The organism is Salmonella sp. SJTUF14076 (assembly GCF_015534835.1).
GTDB classification, from domain to species: domain Bacteria; phylum Pseudomonadota; class Gammaproteobacteria; order Enterobacterales; family Enterobacteriaceae; genus Salmonella; species Salmonella enterica.
Genome location: NZ_CP064674.1, coordinates 72,568 through 91,171, shown reverse-complemented (window position 1 = coordinate 91,171; position 18,604 = coordinate 72,568). Strand labels below are relative to the sequence as shown.

At 50.7% G+C, this 18,604-nt stretch carries 18 protein-coding genes; 4 read left to right on the top strand and 14 right to left on the bottom strand.

From position 1 onward, the window contains the following. Positions 1–165: 165 nt before the first annotated feature. Positions 166–783 carry a helix-turn-helix transcriptional regulator gene (locus HU143_RS00435; protein WP_000984812.1) on the top strand — a complete coding sequence of 206 codons (618 nt, stop codon included), beginning with the start codon at positions 166–168 and terminating at the stop codon, positions 781–783. Positions 784–857: 74 nt separating this feature from the next. Continuing rightward, positions 858–3,725 (top strand): intestinal colonization autotransporter adhesin MisL, encoded by a 2,868-nt coding sequence (gene misL, locus HU143_RS00430; RefSeq protein ID WP_023227690.1) that lies wholly within the window; start codon positions 858–860, stop codon positions 3,723–3,725. A 94-nt stretch (positions 3,726–3,819) separates the two neighbouring features. Here misL and HU143_RS00425 read toward each other — a convergent pair whose 3' ends face one another. Together HU143_RS00425 and HU143_RS00420 are read right to left on the bottom strand one after the other, a co-directional pair. Continuing rightward, a complete protein-coding gene (locus HU143_RS00425; protein ID WP_001521985.1) occupies positions 3,820–4,284 on the bottom strand; it encodes a hypothetical protein in 465 nt (154 codons plus the stop codon). A 10-nt stretch (positions 4,285–4,294) separates the two neighbouring features. Then, on the bottom strand, positions 4,295–5,152 hold the full coding sequence (locus HU143_RS00420) for a winged helix-turn-helix domain-containing protein (RefSeq protein WP_001736782.1): 858 nt from the start codon (positions 5,150–5,152) through the stop codon (positions 4,295–4,297). 782 nt (positions 5,153–5,934) lie between these two features. On the opposite strand from HU143_RS00420, the gene HU143_RS00410 reads away from it, so the two are divergent. After that, positions 5,935–6,615: an isochorismatase family protein gene (locus HU143_RS00410; protein ID WP_000106467.1), complete on the top strand. Its 681-nt coding sequence runs from the start codon at positions 5,935–5,937 to the stop codon at positions 6,613–6,615. Between the two features lie 228 nt (positions 6,616–6,843). On the opposite strand, the gene cigR is transcribed toward HU143_RS00410, so the two are convergent. The 5 genes from cigR to HU143_RS00390 form a co-directional block, all read right to left on the bottom strand. Then, a complete protein-coding gene (gene cigR, locus HU143_RS00405; protein WP_001065327.1) occupies positions 6,844–7,323 on the bottom strand; it encodes an anti-virulence regulatory inner membrane protein CigR in 480 nt (159 codons plus the stop codon). A gap of 101 nt (positions 7,324–7,424) precedes the next feature. Beyond that, a complete protein-coding gene (gene mgtU / locus HU143_RS24720; protein WP_252515021.1) occupies positions 7,425–7,511 on the bottom strand; it encodes a magnesium transporter protection protein MgtU in 87 nt (28 codons plus the stop codon). A 12-nt stretch (positions 7,512–7,523) separates the two neighbouring features. Next, a complete protein-coding gene (gene mgtR, locus HU143_RS00400) occupies positions 7,524–7,616 on the bottom strand; it encodes a protein MgtR (protein ID WP_001082117.1) in 93 nt (30 codons plus the stop codon). 21 nt (positions 7,617–7,637) lie between these two features. Next, the gene (gene mgtA, locus HU143_RS00395) at positions 7,638–10,364 is read right to left on the bottom strand and encodes a magnesium-translocating P-type ATPase (protein ID WP_023227692.1); all 2,727 of its coding nucleotides are present in this window, start codon (positions 10,362–10,364) and stop codon (positions 7,638–7,640) included. Between the two features lie 219 nt (positions 10,365–10,583). Then, entirely contained in the window at positions 10,584–11,279 is a 696-nt protein-coding gene (locus tag HU143_RS00390) for an MgtC family protein (protein ID WP_000392694.1), read from the bottom strand. Between the two features lie 508 nt (positions 11,280–11,787). Here HU143_RS00390 and HU143_RS00385 point away from each other — a divergent pair. Next, a complete protein-coding gene (locus HU143_RS00385; protein WP_001682335.1) occupies positions 11,788–12,690 on the top strand; it encodes an EamA family transporter in 903 nt (300 codons plus the stop codon). Between the two features lie 42 nt (positions 12,691–12,732). Here HU143_RS00385 and HU143_RS00380 read toward each other — a convergent pair whose 3' ends face one another. The 7 genes from HU143_RS00380 to HU143_RS00350 all read right to left on the bottom strand — a co-directional run bounded on the left by HU143_RS00380 (position 12,733) and on the right by HU143_RS00350 (position 18,414). Beyond that, complete coding sequence (locus tag HU143_RS00380; protein ID WP_000749536.1) at positions 12,733–13,662, bottom strand: Rpn family recombination-promoting nuclease/putative transposase; 930 nt, start codon at positions 13,660–13,662, stop codon at positions 12,733–12,735. A 235-nt stretch (positions 13,663–13,897) separates the two neighbouring features. Beyond that, positions 13,898–14,641 carry a 2-dehydro-3-deoxy-phosphogluconate aldolase gene (gene dagF / locus HU143_RS00375; protein ID WP_001186140.1) on the bottom strand — a complete coding sequence of 248 codons (744 nt, stop codon included), beginning with the start codon at positions 14,639–14,641 and terminating at the stop codon, positions 13,898–13,900. Further along, complete coding sequence (gene dgaE, locus HU143_RS00370; protein ID WP_020838466.1) at positions 14,628–15,737, bottom strand: D-glucosaminate-6-phosphate ammonia lyase; 1,110 nt, start codon at positions 15,735–15,737, stop codon at positions 14,628–14,630. Before dgaE ends, dagF begins: the two co-directional genes overlap by 14 nt. Before the next feature lie 3 nt (positions 15,738–15,740). Continuing rightward, positions 15,741–16,601 carry a PTS system mannose/fructose/sorbose family transporter subunit IID gene (locus HU143_RS00365; RefSeq protein WP_001526325.1) on the bottom strand — a complete coding sequence of 287 codons (861 nt, stop codon included), beginning with the start codon at positions 16,599–16,601 and terminating at the stop codon, positions 15,741–15,743. Then, positions 16,598–17,347 carry a PTS mannose/fructose/sorbose/N-acetylgalactosamine transporter subunit IIC gene (locus HU143_RS00360; RefSeq protein WP_000380259.1) on the bottom strand — a complete coding sequence of 250 codons (750 nt, stop codon included), beginning with the start codon at positions 17,345–17,347 and terminating at the stop codon, positions 16,598–16,600. Before HU143_RS00360 ends, HU143_RS00365 begins: the two co-directional genes overlap by 4 nt. A gap of 145 nt (positions 17,348–17,492) precedes the next feature. Beyond that, positions 17,493–17,978 carry a PTS system mannose/fructose/N-acetylgalactosamine-transporter subunit IIB gene (locus tag HU143_RS00355; protein WP_001284295.1) on the bottom strand — a complete coding sequence of 162 codons (486 nt, stop codon included), beginning with the start codon at positions 17,976–17,978 and terminating at the stop codon, positions 17,493–17,495. Between the two features lie 10 nt (positions 17,979–17,988). Continuing rightward, positions 17,989–18,414, bottom strand: a complete 426-nt coding sequence (locus tag HU143_RS00350; RefSeq protein WP_000214106.1) for a PTS sugar transporter subunit IIA — start codon at positions 18,412–18,414, stop codon at positions 17,989–17,991. Between the last annotated feature and the right edge of the window lie 190 nt (positions 18,415–18,604).

The following is an 18,604-nucleotide window of genomic DNA, read 5'->3' as shown; positions in this document are numbered from 1 at the left end:
GGATCTGTCATGGTTTTTTAAAGCTGTATTTTAGTGCTTTCCAGGAGTTTATGACACTGACAATATTTCGCGACTTTTGACAGTCGTAGTACTTTATATTATCTGGATTGACACATTTATTTACCAATGAAATATTAATAGAAACATCGACGGGAGTCGTTCAGGATGATGAGAAAGCCTTCACAAATTGTCCATTGCATTAGTTGCGATTTATCCTGTCAATTATTCCCTGACAGCGCAGTACGGGTGCAATACTGTCATAATGCGGCATTTTCCATCTGGCCAGATGGTAATGCTTTCCTGAAAAAAGGGTTTATTGAAAAGTTATTGCTTGATAGACACAACCATTTATCCAGCGGTTTTATCTTTGTTGATTTTTCTTTCCCGAATCTTCGACGATTTACCGATTTACAATGGGCTGACAGTCTGGCAAACAGTGGTATGCATATTGTCCTGATTTCTGACAGAAGTTTAACTCCGCTGGCCAATTACTGGATTTTGAAAAGCAATAAAATACAAGGAATTATTTATTCCGATGACGATGATATTGTGCAACAGCAAAAGATGCACCGCTTGTTTACCGGTCGGCTTGCCAACAGTAAACGTGGACGAACGCTTAACTATACGGAATTTATATTACTGAAGCGCTTTGTATCAGGAATAAGTATTCAGCAGATTGTAAATATTGACAATATTGATATTAAGAAACTTTATGTGCATAAGCTGCGGCTTGAAAATAAGCTCGGGCATAGCATTCATAAAATAATATCAAATATTTTATAGATCCGTTTCCATTTTTATTATTTCCATATTATTGCGATGTGGAAGACGCTTTACGCCATAATGCAGGAGGCAGAATGCCAACTCCCCAAAATTACTCATTCATCGCCATAGCGGTATCAGCAGCATTAGCCTCTATGGTATTTCCCTCCCAGGCGGCCTGGGTTGACGTTGATAGTCTGCCATCCAGTGGGCTGGTCAGCCAGTTGCCGCCGGAATTACAGGCTATTATTCCCGCTCAGGCCAGTACCGGTTTCACCAAAGTCGGTACCATGCCCAACTACGTTTATCAGTGGAACACCGGCACCATCCCGGTTTATGGCAATGGCCTCACGCTTAATGGGCCGGGCGCGGAGGCGTTTGAACACACTGTCACGGTTATTCAGAACAGCGGGACGGGAAGTCCGGGCGTGATTTTTGGCAACGACCTGACCATTCGGACGCAGTCGGCGAATGCCGCGAATAATGGTAGAGACGTCGATGGCATCCGTACTCACGGCGCAAATACTCCGGATAACCCGGTATTTATTATTACCGGTGACCGTACCAACATCTACGTGGATGGTCAGGATGGTGACGGTATTAACGCCGGATATAACTCACTGGGCCAGGGTTGGACCGGATCGGCCAATATTTACGTCGGCGACGATCTGTATATCAAAACAACAGGTAGCCAGGGACGTGGAATTACAGCTAACGCCATGCGGGATGCGTCACGTGCCAAAAATACGATTGTCGTCGGCAATCGTGCGCATATTGTTACTACCGGCGACAGTTCAGAGGGGCTGCGTACCGGACAAAGCGGTTCGTTGATTCGTCTGGGTGACGATGCAACCATCGAAACCTCCGGCGCATCCTCTACGGGGATTTACGCAGCATCCTCCTCCAGAACCGAGCTTGGCAACAACGCTACTATTACGGTGAACGGTGCCAGCGCACACGCGGTATATGCAACTAACGCTACCGTTAATTTGGGAGAGAATGCCACTATTAGCGTTAACAGCGCCAGTAAGGCCGCATCCTATAGTAAGGCCCCTGCCGGTTTATACGCCCTTTCCCGAGGCGCCATTAATCTGGCAGGCGGTGCGGCTATTACTATGGCGGGCGATAACAGTAGCGAAAGTTACGCTATCAGCACGGAAACTGGCGGCATTGTTGACGGTTCTTCAGGAGGACGTTTCGTCATCGACGGTGATATTCGTGCTGCTGGCGCCACCGCTGCTACCAGTACGCTACCGCAGCAGAACAGTACGATTAAGCTCAATATGACGGACAACTCGCGATGGGACGGGGCGTCATACATCACCAGCGCTACGGCGGGCACAGGCGTTATCTCTGTACAAATGAGCGATGCGACCTGGAATATGACCAGCAGCTCAACGCTCACTGACCTGACGCTGAATAGTGGCGCAACCATTAACTTCAGCCATGAAGATGGCGAGCCATGGCAAACGCTCACCATCAATGAAGATTATGTAGGCAACGGCGGTAAGCTGGTCTTTAATACTGTGCTCAACGATGATGATTCCGAAACGGACAGGCTGCAGGTTCTCGGCAATACTTCAGGCAACACATTTGTTGCAGTAAATAATATTGGAGGAGCCGGGGCGCAAACCATTGAAGGTATTGAAATTGTTAACGTTGCTGGCAATTCTAACGGTACTTTCGAAAAAGCAAGCCGTATTGTTGCCGGAGCCTATGACTACAACGTGGTGCAGAAAGGTAAAAACTGGTATCTGACCAGCTACATTGAGCCGGACGAACCGATTATTCCCGATCCGGTAGACCCTGTTATCCCTGACCCTGTCATTCCCGATCCGGTAGACCCTGATCCAGTAGACCCGGTTATCCCTGACCCTGTTATTCCCGATCCGGTGGACCCTGATCCAGTAGACCCTGAGCCAGTGGACCCGGTCATCCCTGATCCGACAATTCCTGACATAGGGCAATCTGACACACCGCCGATAACAGAACATCAGTTCCGTCCGGAAGTGGGTAGCTACCTTGCCAACAACTATGCGGCAAATACGCTGTTCATGACGCGTCTCCATGACCGTCTGGGTGAAACCCAGTACACCGACATGCTGACGGGTGAGAAGAAGGTCACCAGCCTGTGGATGCGTAACGTCGGCGCCCATACTCGCTTCAACGATGGTAGCGGGCAGCTAAAAACCCGCATCAACAGCTATGTGTTACAACTGGGAGGCGATCTGGCACAGTGGAGCACTGACGGTCTTGACCGTTGGCATATTGGTGCAATGGCAGGTTATGCCAACAGCCAGAACCGCACGCAGTCGTCCGTGAGTGACTATCATTCCCGTGGTCAAGTCACCGGTTACAGCGTCGGCCTTTACGGCACCTGGTATGCTAACAATATCGATCGGTCTGGGGCTTATGTGGATACCTGGATGCTGTACAACTGGTTTGATAACAAGGTCATGGGTCAGGATCAGGCCGCTGAGAAATATAAATCCAAAGGAATTACCGCCTCGGTTGAAGCCGGTTACAGCTTCAGGTTAGGTGAAAGCGCGCATCAAAGCTACTGGTTGCAGCCCAAAGCGCAGGTGGTATGGATGGGCGTGCAGGCTGACGACAATCGCGAAGCCAATGGTACCCTCGTCAAGGATGATACCGCCGGTAATCTGCTAACCCGCATGGGCGTAAAAGCCTATATTAACGGCCACAATGCTATTGATGACAATAAATCTCGAGAGTTCCAGCCGTTCGTGGAGGCGAACTGGATCCATAATACGCAGCCTGCCAGCGTGAAGATGGACGATGTCAGCAGCGATATGCGTGGTACGAAAAATATTGGTGAAGTGAAAGTGGGTATTGAAGGACAAATTACCCCGCGCCTGAACGTATGGGGTAACGTGGCGCAACAGGTAGGTGACCAGGGCTATAGTAATACCCAAGGCCTACTGGGGGTTAAATACAGTTTTTGATTCAGGTAACAACAGAGCCGCTGATCTTCAGCGGCTTTTACCCGGAAACGCTTTCATTTGGCTGATAGGTTTCATGAACGGCTTCCAAAACCGCTTAATGTGTACAGAAAAATATCGGGCGTTTCCCGATGGTGAACATAAAGCCACGATGGCCCTGAGTCAGGATGGTGTAACTGATACTTTTCCCTGGATAGACATAAAAATCGGGTAAAACCGTCTCGATAACCGCATCGGACAGTGTTTCGTCACGCGTGACTTTGTTGATATCCGTCGATATAAAATGGGTGCTGTCTTTATTTTCACTCCATACATAGGAAACATCACGGCGGATCACACCGCTCATTTTATTATCGACGTAATACGTTCCGCTGATGGAAACCACCCCAGTGCGTTTTTTCAGCGAATACATAAAGTCCAGCGTCAGGTTAGCCTGAGTGTTGTTATAAAACACAATCACAGGCGCCGTACATTTCTCTGGATCCCGGTTCTTTTCCGTATACAAATGAAAAAGATGTCCAAGCCCTACACCCAGAAACAGTAGCGTCAGGCAGGCTAACATCAGTACCTTTTTACCCATGTGTCACCCCGCGGAAAAAAAGCGTCACGCAGCCTGTATCACCGCGCGTTTTATAAGGTTGCTGACAAATCAATGCCGTAACCGCTGGGGTGCGACTGCTGGAAGGGAAATAGACCCATGGGTATTTCTGACAATCCATACCGGTTTTTAGAATCATTGACTTATAGCTTGCAAAGCGGCTGCCGCTTTCGATATCTTCATTCCGCGAGAAAAAATGACAACCTAGGGTTGTTTCAACCAGCGTGTAGCGATCGTAAAAATCCTTATCAGGAACGGTTTGCCAGCTTATAGTGCCAAGCAAAATACCGACAGCAAATGTCCCGGTCATCCAAAGTACAGGTACATAATGTTTAAACCAACGCCCTGACATACGCGGTGGCGTCTCACCCTTTTTTTCTATTGCCTGAGCGAAGTCTTTACGGATGGTCATGACGCTCACACCAGGCTCAATCTGAAAGCCTCTACGCGGAACCGTGATTATCAGCGTATCTTCATTTTCGCCAACGGTACGTAATCCGCGGCGAATAATGGAGATATTCTGATAAAGCGTATTTGCCGACACCACCATGCCGTCTTCTTCCCACACTTTTTGAAAGAATGTTTGTTGTGAGACGACGGAGGGGGCGTTTTCCAGCAGAAGGCGCAAGCAGCGACTGGCGGGCGTTGTCAGAATAATGTTGAGATCTGGCCTCGATAATGACGCCAGGCGATTCATTTCTGGATTAAATTCAATATTATCGTTAATTATCCATAACATCGCATTGTTACCATGCCAAAACATAACGTAGTTGGAGAGGGTTAATAGACACCACTGAGTATAGTCTGATGCTGTGGCTGCGTAGCAGGACATGGATTGTCCCCTGCACATACCGATCATATAGAAGAGCGAGAGGCATAAGACATTAACAGGTAAGCGTAGACACCGCTTTTCTCATTATAGCAGACTCAGGGGTGAAAGTACGTTTGGTTTTCTTGTTCGTTAAGTCTCCTGTTTTGTATTGAGGTGAGAATATCACCTTTAATCAAGTGGCCAAATTTACTGTGCCACTACGCTTTAATATCTCATATATAAATCATGAGAAAAAATATCCTGATAATCTACCCCACATGAAAGACAAGGTTTATTCAATGTGTTCCTATAATGGCTTGTAATATCCCAAAAAGCAGCACTCGTTATATAGGGATAGTTTCCAATTTATTAAGAGTTACAGTAGCCATACTTAATAAAAGCACGCTTCCCACTTAATATTTAAGCTGTGCTTTATGTTATTTAAATATAAATAAGTTAATCCTTAACCCACATATTTCAAATTTATACTAAATAATTTTAAAACTATCCATCAGAAACAATTTGTAGGGATATAATTTGTTTTTTCAATCAATAATCCTCTCTGACATGTAAAATAGAAACATTTATTCATAATATGAATATTGTTGTGATAACAGATTCGCGTGAAAGTAAATCGACTGAAGGTGATGCCGATGAATATTTCTTCAGAAAGAACTCAATAAGGTAATCCAGAATCGGCAACAGATTACTGTCATCAGCTTAAAAACGGAAATCGCCCCGGCGATTAATGACTTTAACACTGATAGTGACTATCAGTGAAAGGCAACAACAAGGAATGAATTATGTCTACACCCGCGAATTTTAACGGTCAACGCCCTGCCATTGATGCTAACGACGCAGTAATGCTGCTGATTGACCACCAAAGTGGCCTGTTTCAGACCGTCGGCGACATGCCGATGCCGGAATTACGCGCGCGCGCCGCGGCGCTGGCTAAAATCGCTACCTTATGCAATATGCCAGTCATTACTACCGCATCCGTACCACAGGGACCAAATGGTCCGCTGATTCCGGAAATCCATGCGAATGCACCCTACGCGCAATATGTCGCGCGTAAAGGGGAAATTAATGCCTGGGATAATGCCGATTTTGTACAGGCGGTAAAAGCGACAGGCCGTAAAACGTTGATTATCGCTGGTACTATTACCAGTGTCTGCATGGCTTTTCCAGCCATCAGCGCCGTCGCGGAAGGGTACAAGGTATTTGCGGTAATTGATGCCTCCGGTACGTACAGTAAAATGGCGCAGGAAATTACGATGGCCCGCGTGGTGCAGGCGGGCGTAGTACCAATGGATACCGCGGCGGTAGCCTCTGAGCTGCAACGTACCTGGAATCGGGAAGATGCCGCAGAATGGGCGGATGTATATACCAAAATATTCCCGGCCTATCAGCTACTGATTGAAAGTTATACCAAAGCGCAGGAAGTAGTAAAAAATAATGAACTGCTGGATTCTCAACGCGCATAAATAACGCCCTGAAGAGACTAAATAGCCCCATTTAATGGGGCTATTTTACTTGCCATTTTGGACCTGGGCTGTGCTCGCCAAAACGCGTTAGCGTTTTGAACGCCGCTTGCGGCGGCCCGAAGGGCGAGCGTAGCGAGTCAAACCTCACGTACTACGTGTACGCTCCGGTTTTTGCGCGCTGTCCGTGTCCAAACTGGCTGCGCCAATAACGCCTGGTGGGATAGGCTCTTAATCAAATACGCCATTAATAATCGCCGTGACCACCGCGGTACTGAGCGCGATCAGCACCAGGTTATCCCCAACGATTTTCCACTCATAGCCCGGATAATAAGGTAATTGTCCCAGCATAGACGCCGGCACCGTTTTTTTAGCGATTCCCGGCGGCAGCGGTTTTCCTCTCGCCAGATTTTTCGCAATGCCCGGTGGTAAAGACTGATAACCCGTCAGCCCTAAATTCACTGCCAGTTGCCTGGCGACAGCGTAGCTAATGTCCGACTCGACGTGATCCGGTTTACCGCCATTTTTACGGTGTTCCGTTCTTTGCCCGGCATTTCCTTTATGCCCATTACCGTTATTACCTTGATTAGCCGCGTTATTACTATGTCCGCCGCCATTGCCATTTCCCGGATTCGCCAGCACAGGCGTAGCGCTCAGGGAAAACGTAATCAACGTCGCCAGGACGGCGGTTAAACCACGACGATTATTCATGATATTGCCCTTCTGATGTGGGATACCATGAAAATAGCGCCCCGCCATAAAAAGAACAACTACATCGATTCTTATTTTAAGCGGGGCTCGCCAACAGCAACTTATCGTATCCAGATAGTCAGTAAAATCAGGATGATTGCTATCAGGACAACCTGATAAAAAATTTTGTCCAACCCTCTTTTTTGCATGGCGTCACCTCGTTAGAAAACGATTTGCCAGAGGGCTAAACACAACACCAACAGGCTAATCAGTAAAAATATCAGCGCGATGATTTTATCGGGTGAGCGATTCATCTGGGCGATCCTCAAACATCATTAAAACCACTGGCCAAAGCGTTTGATATAAAAGCGTTTCATACCTTGCGCCACCAGACAGTAGCTCAATAATGTCGCCACCAACCACGGGAAGTAGCTCAGCGGCAGCGGCTCCAGTCCAACCATCGCGCCCAGAGGTGAGAATGGAATATAAATGCCTATCGCCATAATCAAGCCGGTCGTCAATAATACCGGCAACGTCGCCCGACTTTGGATAAACGGTATTTTCTGCGTCCTTAGCATATGCACGACCAGTGTCTGCGAGAGCAGACCCTCAATAAACCAGCCGGACTGAAAGAGCGCCTGCGCCTCTACGTTATTAGCTGCAAAGACGTACCACATCAGCGCAAAGGTTGTGATATCGAAAATAGAAGACGTTGGGCCAATCCATAGCATAAAACGACCAATATTTTTCGCGTCCCATTTCCGCGGCTTACGCAGGAACTCTTTATCCATTTTGTCCCACGGCAACGACAACTGCGAAATATCGTACATCAAATTCTGGATCAACAGATGAATCGCCAGCATCGGCAGAAACGGAATAAACGCGCTGGCTACCAGTACCGAAAAAACATTGCCGAAATTAGAGCTGGCGGTCATATTCAGGTATTTAATGATATTGCCAAAGGTTTCCCGCCCTTTGATAACGCCTTCCTCAAGCACCATAAGATCTTTTTCCAGCAGAATAATATCTGATGACTCTTTAGCAATATCGGCGGCGCTATCGACGGAAATCCCCACATCCGCATCACGAAGCGCGGGCGCGTCGTTGATCCCATCCCCCAGAAAACCAACGGTATGACCATTTTTCTGTAGCGCTTGCAAAATACGCGTTTTTTGTAACGGCGTCAGCCGGGCGAATACTGCGCGTTTCTCCACCTCAGACGCCAGTTCGGCGTCTGACATCGCCTCAACCTGGGTTCCGGTCAGGATATCGTGCGTATCAATACCCACTTCCAGACAGATACGCGCCGTCACGACCGGATTATCGCCGGTGAGGACTTTGACCGCTACGCCGTTATCCCGCAACGCGGCAATGGCTTTTCCGGCGCTCTCTTTCGGCGGATCGAGAAAAGTGAGCATCCCTTCGATGGTAAGTTCGGTCTCATCCTCCACACTTAATGTCGGATTGTTCCCGGAACCATCCAGCTTACGTGTCGCTATCAGCAATACACGGAATCCCTGCGCATTGTAATCTTCGGTTTTCGCCAGCAGCAGCTCGCGGCGTGTTTCCGTCAGCGCCACCACACGATCGCCTTCGCGAAGATGGGTGGCTACCATCATCATCTCTTCAACGGCGCCTTTACAGATCAGACATCTGTCTCCATGCTGCGCATCCTCCACCAAGACCGATACCCGGCGACGTACAAAGTCGAATGGCAGTTCATCGCGTTTAATGAAGCGCGCTTTTGTCGATGGTGCGATTCGACCCTCGCCAAAACGCAGTATGGCGCGATCCATCACATTCCGGGCGCCGCTCTGGCTGCTACTATTCAGCCAGGCCAGCATCAATACCCGGCCGCTTTTTACACCGCTCACATCCAGATGATGCTCCAGAAAAATATTGTCCTGGGTTAAGGTGCCGGTTTTATCTGTACACAGCACATCCATCGCGCCGAAGTTTTGAATAGCGTTCAGGCGTTTGACGATCACTTTGCGCCGCGACATCGCAATCGCGCCTTTTGCCAGGTTGGAACTGACAATCATGGGCAACATTTCCGGCGTCAACCCCACCGCAACTGCCAGCGCGAACAGCGAAGCCTCTACCCAGTCTCCCTTACTGAAACCATTAATCAGCAGGACAACCGGCACCATGATCAGCATAAAGCGTATCAACAGCCAGCTCACGCTGTTGACTCCCCGATCGAAAGCCGTCTGGGTACGCGTACCCACAATGGATTTCGCCAGCGAGCCGAACCAGGTACGGCTTCCCGTCGCGACCACGACCGCTTGCGCTCTGCCGCTGGTTACATTGGTTCCCATCAGACAGATATTGCCCAAATCTAGCAGGCTTTTATCTTTATCAGGCAATTGCTCGCTGTCTTTACCTGCCACATCAGCCATAACATCGTATTTTTCTACGGGTAATGATTCACCACTAAGAATTGACTGACTGATAAAGAGATCGCGCGACGCCAGCAGTCGAACGTCGGCGGGCACCAGATCGCCTGCGGCCAGAAAAACCACATCGCCCGGCACCAGTTCTTCAATGGGAATCTCTTCCTGCACCGCGCCTATATTACCCGGCCCACGACGCAACACCGTGGCGGTGGTGCGCACCATCTTTTTCAGCGCCTGGGCTGCTTTGTTAGTGCGAAACTCCTGCCAGAAACGCAATAACCCGCTCAAACTGACCATCGTCAGAATAATCAGCACGCCAGTGAGATCGGTCTCTTCGCCACGGCGTAACGGGAGCCAGTAATCCGTGATGAAACTAACCCCTGCCAATGCCATCAGAACGTAAATAAACGGGTTATTGAATGCCTGCAGAAGCTGAATCAGCGCCGGAGGAACTTGCTCATGCGCCACTTCATTGCGCCCATACACTTTCAACCGTTCGCTGGCCTCTTCTATCGTGAGGCCCTGACGATGGCTGTTCAGCCGCGCCAGTGTCTCCTCCGGGCTATGAAAAGCTTCCGCTTCGATCGGAAATACTTTTTTATGCTGCTTATCATTTTCTGACGCCGGGCGATTGAGTTTCCGGTTTTCAATGTTCATGTCAGTCATGATGAATCCCCAAAATTAAGGTGTAGTGTTTCCTGCATATCACGCCCGGGGAATAGCAAACTCACGATTTCAAGGTGAATGCCCCGGGAGAATTATCTATGCATAAAAAAGGTTATTGCTTACTCACTATTTTGAGTGGGTTTTATTTTATCGACTCGGGAATATCCATCATTCCCTCCTTATACGCCTGGCGTAATGTTGCAATTGAATAAAAAACTATTATTGACTATCAATGCTCCAGTGAATTGCGGTGATATTATCGTTATCACCTATTCTGGATATAATCAGCTCTCGCGTTTTACGATAATCAGCATGACCCACGAGCTCGGCACGAATTTCTTTATAGCCCTGTTCCTGAGCGGGGACCGAACCTAACCCTTGTAAACAGATCGCGGCCTCTTTTACGATATTCAGTAACCACTGACGAACCGCGCTCTCATCTTCTTTATTACAGGTTACTTTCAGGATATAACGTTTTTCTCCCTCAGCGGATATTGGGAGTTGATTTATACGCTGCGCCGCTTCACGCAATAAAATATTGGCGCAAAGAATAATGATCGTCGCCGCCAGCGCATTTTTGAACTGCCCTAAGCCGCATAACACACCGATGCCCGCCGAACACCATAGCGTTGCCGCAGTGTTCAGCCCGCGCACATTCATCCCTTCGCGCATAATGACGCCCGCCCCCAGAAAGCCAATACCAGAGACAATCTGCGCCGCAATTCTCCCGGGGCTGTCTGGCGATGTCGTCATGGAGCTCAGAATAAAAACGGCGGCGCCTGTCGCCACCAGCGCATTAGTGCGTAATCCCGCCATACGTTGACGCCATTGTCTTTCCGCGCCAATCAGCGCGCCCAACAGCATAGCGGCCAGTAAATTTAAAATATAAGGAAACATTAACATACGTTCCTCCATTTTTTCTGGAAGAATAAGTACGTGCTATATTTAGCACACGACAAATTTCTGCCCTGAGGCAATTAGCGTCGTGTTAACGGCGGAGGAAATAAAGCGTGTTTAAACATGAACATGACGATTACCTCGCGACAATGCGCGTGTTGTAACATTATTGGGATGACAATCGTCACAAGGGGAGATTGCTGCCCACCGGTTCGGCAAGCAGCGCAGGAATAGCGTGCGTTAACTTGCCAGATGATTTACGTAAAAGTGACTGTCCAACATATTACTCCTGCATGAATTTGCGCTTATTATAGTCAGCCAATATGTTCCGTAAAGTGCAAAGGCGGGTTTAGTGACGTTCTGTTTAAGTTTGTTTGATATTTTTTCTTATGACAAAAAAATGACAATATTATGTCGATAACAAGCTCGTCTGAAATCATTAAACAATAAATTCCTGCTTAATACCGGCGATAGCTCTGTTATGATGCCTGCACGTAAAAAAATAAAACAACATGACGAGGAAAAAATGGGTTCCACCAGAAAAGGGATGCTAAACGTCCTGATTGCCGCCGTATTGTGGGGGAGTTCAGGCGTTTGCGCGCAGTACATCATGGAGCAAAGCCGTATGTCGTCACAGTTCCTGACGATGATACGTTTGTTATTCGCCGGGCTGATACTGGTGACCTTCTCCTTTATGCACGGCGATAAGATATTTTCAATTCTTAAAAACCGCAAAGATGCCCTGAGTCTGCTGATTTTCTCCGTGGTGGGCGCGCTCACCGTTCAGCTAACCTTCCTGCTCACGATTGAAAAATCCAATGCCGCCACCGCGACAGTGCTGCAATTTTTATCGCCGACCATTATTGTAGCGTGGTTTGCATTAGCGCGAAGAACACGACCAGGCATTCTGGTCTTAACCGCCATTCTTACATCGCTTATCGGCACCTTTTTACTGGTGACTCACGGCAATCCAACATCGCTGTCGATCTCTTCAGCCGCGCTGTTCTGGGGTATCGCCTCCGCATTTGCCGCCGCCTTTTATACGACCTGGCCTTCCAGGCTAATCGCCCAATACGGCACGCTGCCAGTGGTCGGCTGGAGTATGTCCTTTGGCGGCCTTATTCTGCTGCCCTTCTACGCTAAAGAAGGAACGCACTTTGCGGTGAGCGGCAGCCTGATTCTGGCCTTTTTCTACCTGGTGGTGATCGGTACGTCGCTGACGTTCAGCCTGTATTTGAAAGGCGCGCAACTGATTGGTGGCCCCAAAGCCAGCATTTTAAGCTGCGCGGAACCGTTAAGCAGCGCCCTGCTGTCGCTACTGCTGTTGGGGATTAGTTTTACCTTGCCGGACTGGCTGGGCACGCTGCTCATTCTCTCGTCAGTGATTCTGATCTCCCTCGATTCCCGTCGACGCGCGCGGGCCGCTTAACGCCGTTGATAATCACGATGACCGGGCGGAAGAGGGAAAAGTTTAATGGCGCTTTGCCTTAATCTCTTCGTCAGAAAGCCCGGTAATCATCAGCACCATCTCTCGCTCGATCCCCTGTTCCAGCATCGTATGCGCAATACGCAAGGCTTCCTCCTGCTTACCTTGATGTATACCTTGTTGCACGCCTTCACGCTTACCTTTTCTGCGCCCCGATTCACGTATTCTGTCTACGATCGTCATTAATCTCTCCTTGTGTTGGGGAACACGACGCGCCACCTCGCGGATAAACTTGCCAAAACGAGGCGTGCTGCCATGCTGTATTAGCAAATAATTAAACAGCGCTTTTAGCTGACTGTCATTAGCGTTTCCCGTAATCAGAAGTACCGCTAAGCGCTCGACCAATCCCATCAGGTCGCGCTGACGTATATGCTTTTGTACCAGCTCCAGCATCGCGATACGTCGATGCTGCATAATCTCGTTATCCGGCACCACCGTAATGTCTACCAGTGGAAATGCCGTCGCATAAAGCTGACGCGCCAGCGCAGGATCGTCAAACTCATCCAGCCAGCACAGCGAAAAGGGATACGGGCTTTTCGCGCCATGGTAAAACAGCATGGGAATCACCAGCGGTAACGTTTTATGGCCAGCATCCAGATGGCGCTGCATCGCGGCAGTCGCGTAACGCATTAACCGGAATGCCATATGCGCGTCCGGCGTACTCTGATGCTCTATAACGACATAGATATAACCGTCGCCTTCACACGTTTTTAGCGACCAAAGGACATCGGAATAAAACGCGCGTAAATTTTTCTCGATAAAACTGTCCGGCGCCAGTTTCAACGTCGTCAGATCGCAACGTATTCTTAGCGAATGGGGAAGATGAATATTGAGAAAATCCCGCGCGGTATCCGGATGGCGTAAAAACGTTTTGAATACCGCATCATGAGGTGTGGACGTGGGACTTTTTTTCATGGCGATCCGTCACCTGAGGAATAAGATGACGCCACTGTACTCGCCAAAAATACAGACAGCATTCAGGAAAATTTAACCCTGCGAGGAGGCTCGAAAGGGAATCACTGACGGCTGCAATACGTACATTTTTGCCCAGCCTGCTACGCATTATCGCCCGGTAGCGTAACGCTAACCGGGCCTACAAATACACGTCATCTGTAGGCCCAGTAAACGTAGCGCTCTTCGGCGATAAATCTCACACCAGCGCTTTGACTATCTCCATCAACCGAATGACGTCTTCGGGGCGCGTATTGCCGGTTTGCGGATCGATAATCGAGCTGTAAACATGCGGCATAACGCGCGGCACGCCTGCTTCCAGGCAGGTTTGCAGGATAATACCGAAATTATCCAGTGAGATACCGCCGGTCGGCTCGATAAGCGTCATGCCGTGGCGGGCGGCGGTTGTCGCCAGCGCATAGAGTTCCGGTAACGACTTTTCGCCGCCCATCGGGAAAAACTTCGCCGCATGTGCGCCCATATCCTGCATCATGCGTACCGCCGCTTCACAGGAAACGCGGGCTGGCGTTCCCTGGCTGCTGCTGACGCCGGTAGAAATCAACACCTCGCCAGGCGTTCCCGTCGGGCTGACCAGGGCGTTAATATGTGTTTGCTCGCCGCCTGTCGCCGCCAGTGCGCCCGCTGCGAAGCCGCTGCCGGTAAAAGTCTGGTTGACGTGGGCCGGGTGAGTATGGGCGGCAATCATCGCCGCTTTGTAGTACTGCGCCGGGTCGCCTGCGCCCAGTCCCACCGAGATAGACGGCACCTCCGCCATCCAGCGTTTCACCTCCGGCACGCCCTCTTCTACCGTAGCGAACTGCGCGGAAAGTACGCCAATGACCGCATGGCCTTCGGCGGCTTCATAGATAGCCTTCGCGTTGGCGATATCCTTTGCCAGTACGTTAATCGCTACCCGCTGACGATAAAAATTAATCTGCTGCATGTTCTGCAATCTCCCTGAGTCGCGCCACAATCAATGCCATTTCCCCTTCGGCTACCGTGCGTGGATCGAGGCTAAAAACCCCCTGATGAAGCTGATATTTGCGGGCGTAAATCGCTATCTCGCCGCCGCGCAGCTGCGCTTCGACGTCCTGCGCATTCAGCCCCAATTCAGATGCGTTCACCCGCACACGAATACGCCAGATTGCACGCCCGGCCTCATCCTGTTCGATATCGGCATAAAGTCCATGGATGGCGGAAATCGCTTCCGCGACCGGCTGTAACTGTGCTGCGGTCACGGTCGTCTGGCCCTGGTGGTAATTCTCCAGCGCATACACCAGCCCAACCATGTTTTCCTTGCCGATTTTCATTGCTCTGGCAATCCCCTGGTGCTGCGCTTTGCAGGCGGCAATCCACGTTTTCTTGCCAGTAATAAAGCCGGAGGTTGGCGCATTAAAGGCTTTCGCGCCGCTATAGATAACCATATCCGCGCCGCTCGCCACCCAGCCGCGCAAATCCTCTTCCGCCGCGGCATCGACAATCAACGGCAGGTGGTTGGCCTGCGCCACCTGTACAAAATCGTCAATGCTCAACATGCCTTTCTGTACGCAATGGTGTGATTTCACGTACAACAAGGCGGCAGTGTTCCCGGTAATCGCACTCTCCAGTTGCCAGCGGGCGGAGAGGTTACTTGACCCGACTTCCACCACACGCCCGCCCCCCAGGCGAATCGCGCTGGTGATGGGCGCGCCGTAATCGACGTTATGCCCGCGCAGCATCACCACTTCATTGGCCATCCCGGCGCTGTCCGGCATCAGGGCGACGCGCGTCCGATCGCCGCGGGTGATGGCGGCAGCGACGGCAATGGCAATACCCGCCGAGGCGCACGAGGTGATATAGCTATCTTCAGCACCCGTATAGCGCGATACCAGTTCGCCGGTTTTTTCCACCAGCGCGTCAATCTCGACGAAAGCGGAAGCCGCGCGCGCGGTGGCCTGCATGACCTCCGGCGCGACGCTTGAGACGCCCAGAATGGTCATTTTGCCGCAGGCGTTAATGACCTTTTTCAACCCCAGTTGTTGATAGATATTCGGCGTCATGATTTACAGCACTCCCAACAACGAACAGACTATGCTCAGTGCGACAATCGACAGCAAAATGGTGGTGTAGCGCGGCCCTTTTTTTACCAGATAGAAGTAGATGGCGAATACCGCCGCCAGTGGCAGTAAGCCCGGCGCGATAGAGTCGAGGATCTGCTGAACCACCACTTCAGATCCTTTCAAAGCGCTAATTTTTAACGGCGTAGTGATTTTGACGTAGCTGGCGGAAAGCGCGCCCATCATGATCAAACCCAGCACGTTGGCCCCGTAGATCAGTTCTTTGATTCGCCCCCCTTGCAGCAGGCCGATAATCGAATCACGCCCCAACGTATATCCCTTGTGGACCATGCCGTAGCTGATCGCCAGGGTGATCGCCGGGTAGAGGATCAGCGGGATAATACCGCCCATCGCGCTGCCATTTGCCGCGAACGGAATAAAGATCGCTATCAACAGCGGCATCACCGCCGCCCAGATAATCGAGTCGCCCATCCCGGCAAGCGGCCCCATCAGGCCCGTTTTAATGCCGGTGATAGACGAGTCGTTAATCGGCTCGCCGCGCGTTTTTTGTTCTTCCATGGCAATAGAGATGCCCTGAATCACCGCGCCGAAGGTCTGCTCGGAGTTAAAGAAGTTAAGGTGGCGTTTTAGCGCTTCTACCTGCTCCTCTTTTTGCGGGTAAAGTTTTTTGATGATCGGCGTCATCGAGGCGCAGAAAATCAGGCTTTGTAAGCGCTCATAGGAGCTGGAAACCTCGGCGCCCAGCCAGTAGATAAACCAGGCTTTGGTGATATCTGCTTTGGTCAGCGCCCCGCTTTCCCGCGCACGCTCAACCAGTTCATGTTGCATTACGTCACTGCTCATCATGCTGCTCCTTCATTTTTCGCCAGGCCTTTAATCAGGAAGGCGACACAGGTGCCGAAGATGGCCATCGCCATGATGTCGACCTTGAGGTACAACACCGCGAAGAACCCGCCGATAAACCACGGCAACAGGCTCTTTTTACCGATCACCATAATGGTGATGGCAAAGCCCAGCGCCGGCAGAATGCCGCCCATGATTTCAAAGGAGTGGGTTAACCAGTGCGGCATCAGTTTAAGGAAACTTTCCACCACATCCTGGCCAAAGTAGTTAGCGGCAAAGACCACCGGGAAGCGCAGCACCAGCCCCAGCAATGCCGGGTAAAGAAAGGCGCAACGCATGATGCCCGCCATGTTTGCCGTTTCCGCGTGTTTATCCGCCATATGCACCCAGGCGGCGTTCAGCGTGCGCCTAAGCTGATCGAGAAACACGCCAATCACGCCAAACGGGATTGCCAGCGCGATCGCCAGGTTTGGGTCCATACCGGCCTTCACCGCGATAGGAATGGAGATACAGGCCGCCAGCGCCGGGTCCGACGGCACGTTGCCGCCCGGCGTTGAGGTCACGCCCAAATAAACGAGCTGCATCCCTGCGCCGATGATCATCGCGGTCTGCATATTGCCAAGCAAAAGCCCGACAAATACCGCGATCACCACCGGTTGTAACAGCATCGCGGAGAAGGTGTAGCCGAGGCGTAAACGGGCAAACCAGTAATACAACCCCATCAGGCTTGCAAAGAGTAAGGTATCCATAGTGTTATCCTATACACTTCATCCTTCAGGCTGCCTCTTTGTTGGTTGCCTTCGCTCACCCCAGTCACTTACTTTAGTAAGCTCCAGGGGATTCACTCAGTTGCCGCCTCGATGCATCCAGAATGATTTTGTGTCTATTAAAGGGTTAGAATTTTTTCAGGATATCGTCGAGCGGCTGCGGCTTATCTTCCGGAATGGTCTGGAAAAATACCTGAACGCCACGGTTTTTCAGGTCGTTAAGAATGCCGACGTCTTTTTCATCCAGCGTAATATTCTGAAAAACCGCCTTGCGGTTTGGCCCGCCGCCGAGACCGCCAACCTGAATGCGGGTGACGTCAAAGCCCAATTGTATGGCGTCCTGCACCGCCGCCAGTGAGGGAAAAAGCACCAGCACGTTACCGTCGCCAAGCTGATTTTCTTTCCATGCAGCGGCAAAACTCTGGTTGCCGAAGCAATCCACTTTGATATTTGGCGGCGCCGCCATCAGGTAGATATTTTTCATAAACGGATCGGCGTCCAGTTCATCACTCACAACGGCTATCCGGTTCGCCTGAGATTGTCCGACCCACTTCGTGACAACCTGTCCATGAATGAGACGGCTGTCGATGCGGCATAAAACGATATTGGCCATGATGTTTTCCTTAGAGTGATTGTTGTAGCTGACGTACATGGGCGACCACATCCAGGCAGCTACTGCGCCCGGCCTCAACTAACTCATCCACGCAGGCGGTTAGCATCCCTTGTTCGCGCCTGTCCAGCGCCTCCAGCAGTAGCGACGCATTCAATCCGGCAATCACCGCCACCGGATAATCGGCGCTTAGCCGCGCCGCGACGTTGGACGTCGTGCCGCCGACAAAATCCGTCAGGATCAGCGAGCCTTCCGGCAGCGTTTTCACCACGGCCTCGACGCGTTGATAAAACTCGCCCAGCGTATCGACAGGCATTAGCGCGATTTCCGTCACGCCTTTAATTTCGCCCGTGACCATACGCAGGCTGTTGCAAAGCGGCTGTCCCCAGCCGCCATGCGTCAGCAGCAGGATGTGGGGCAACGGTTGTGTGGTAGTCAAAATGGCCTCCTGGCGCAATTACATGAGAACACCGGCATATATTGCCCGGTGGCACTGCGCTTACCGGGCCTACAGGACGCTCCCGTTAGGCCGGATAAGGCGTTTACGCCGCTATCCGGCATAACGCATCATCAGAAGAGCAAAGGTTGTGCCAGAATTTGTGTCACGCGAGGAAGAAGATAGGCCTGGC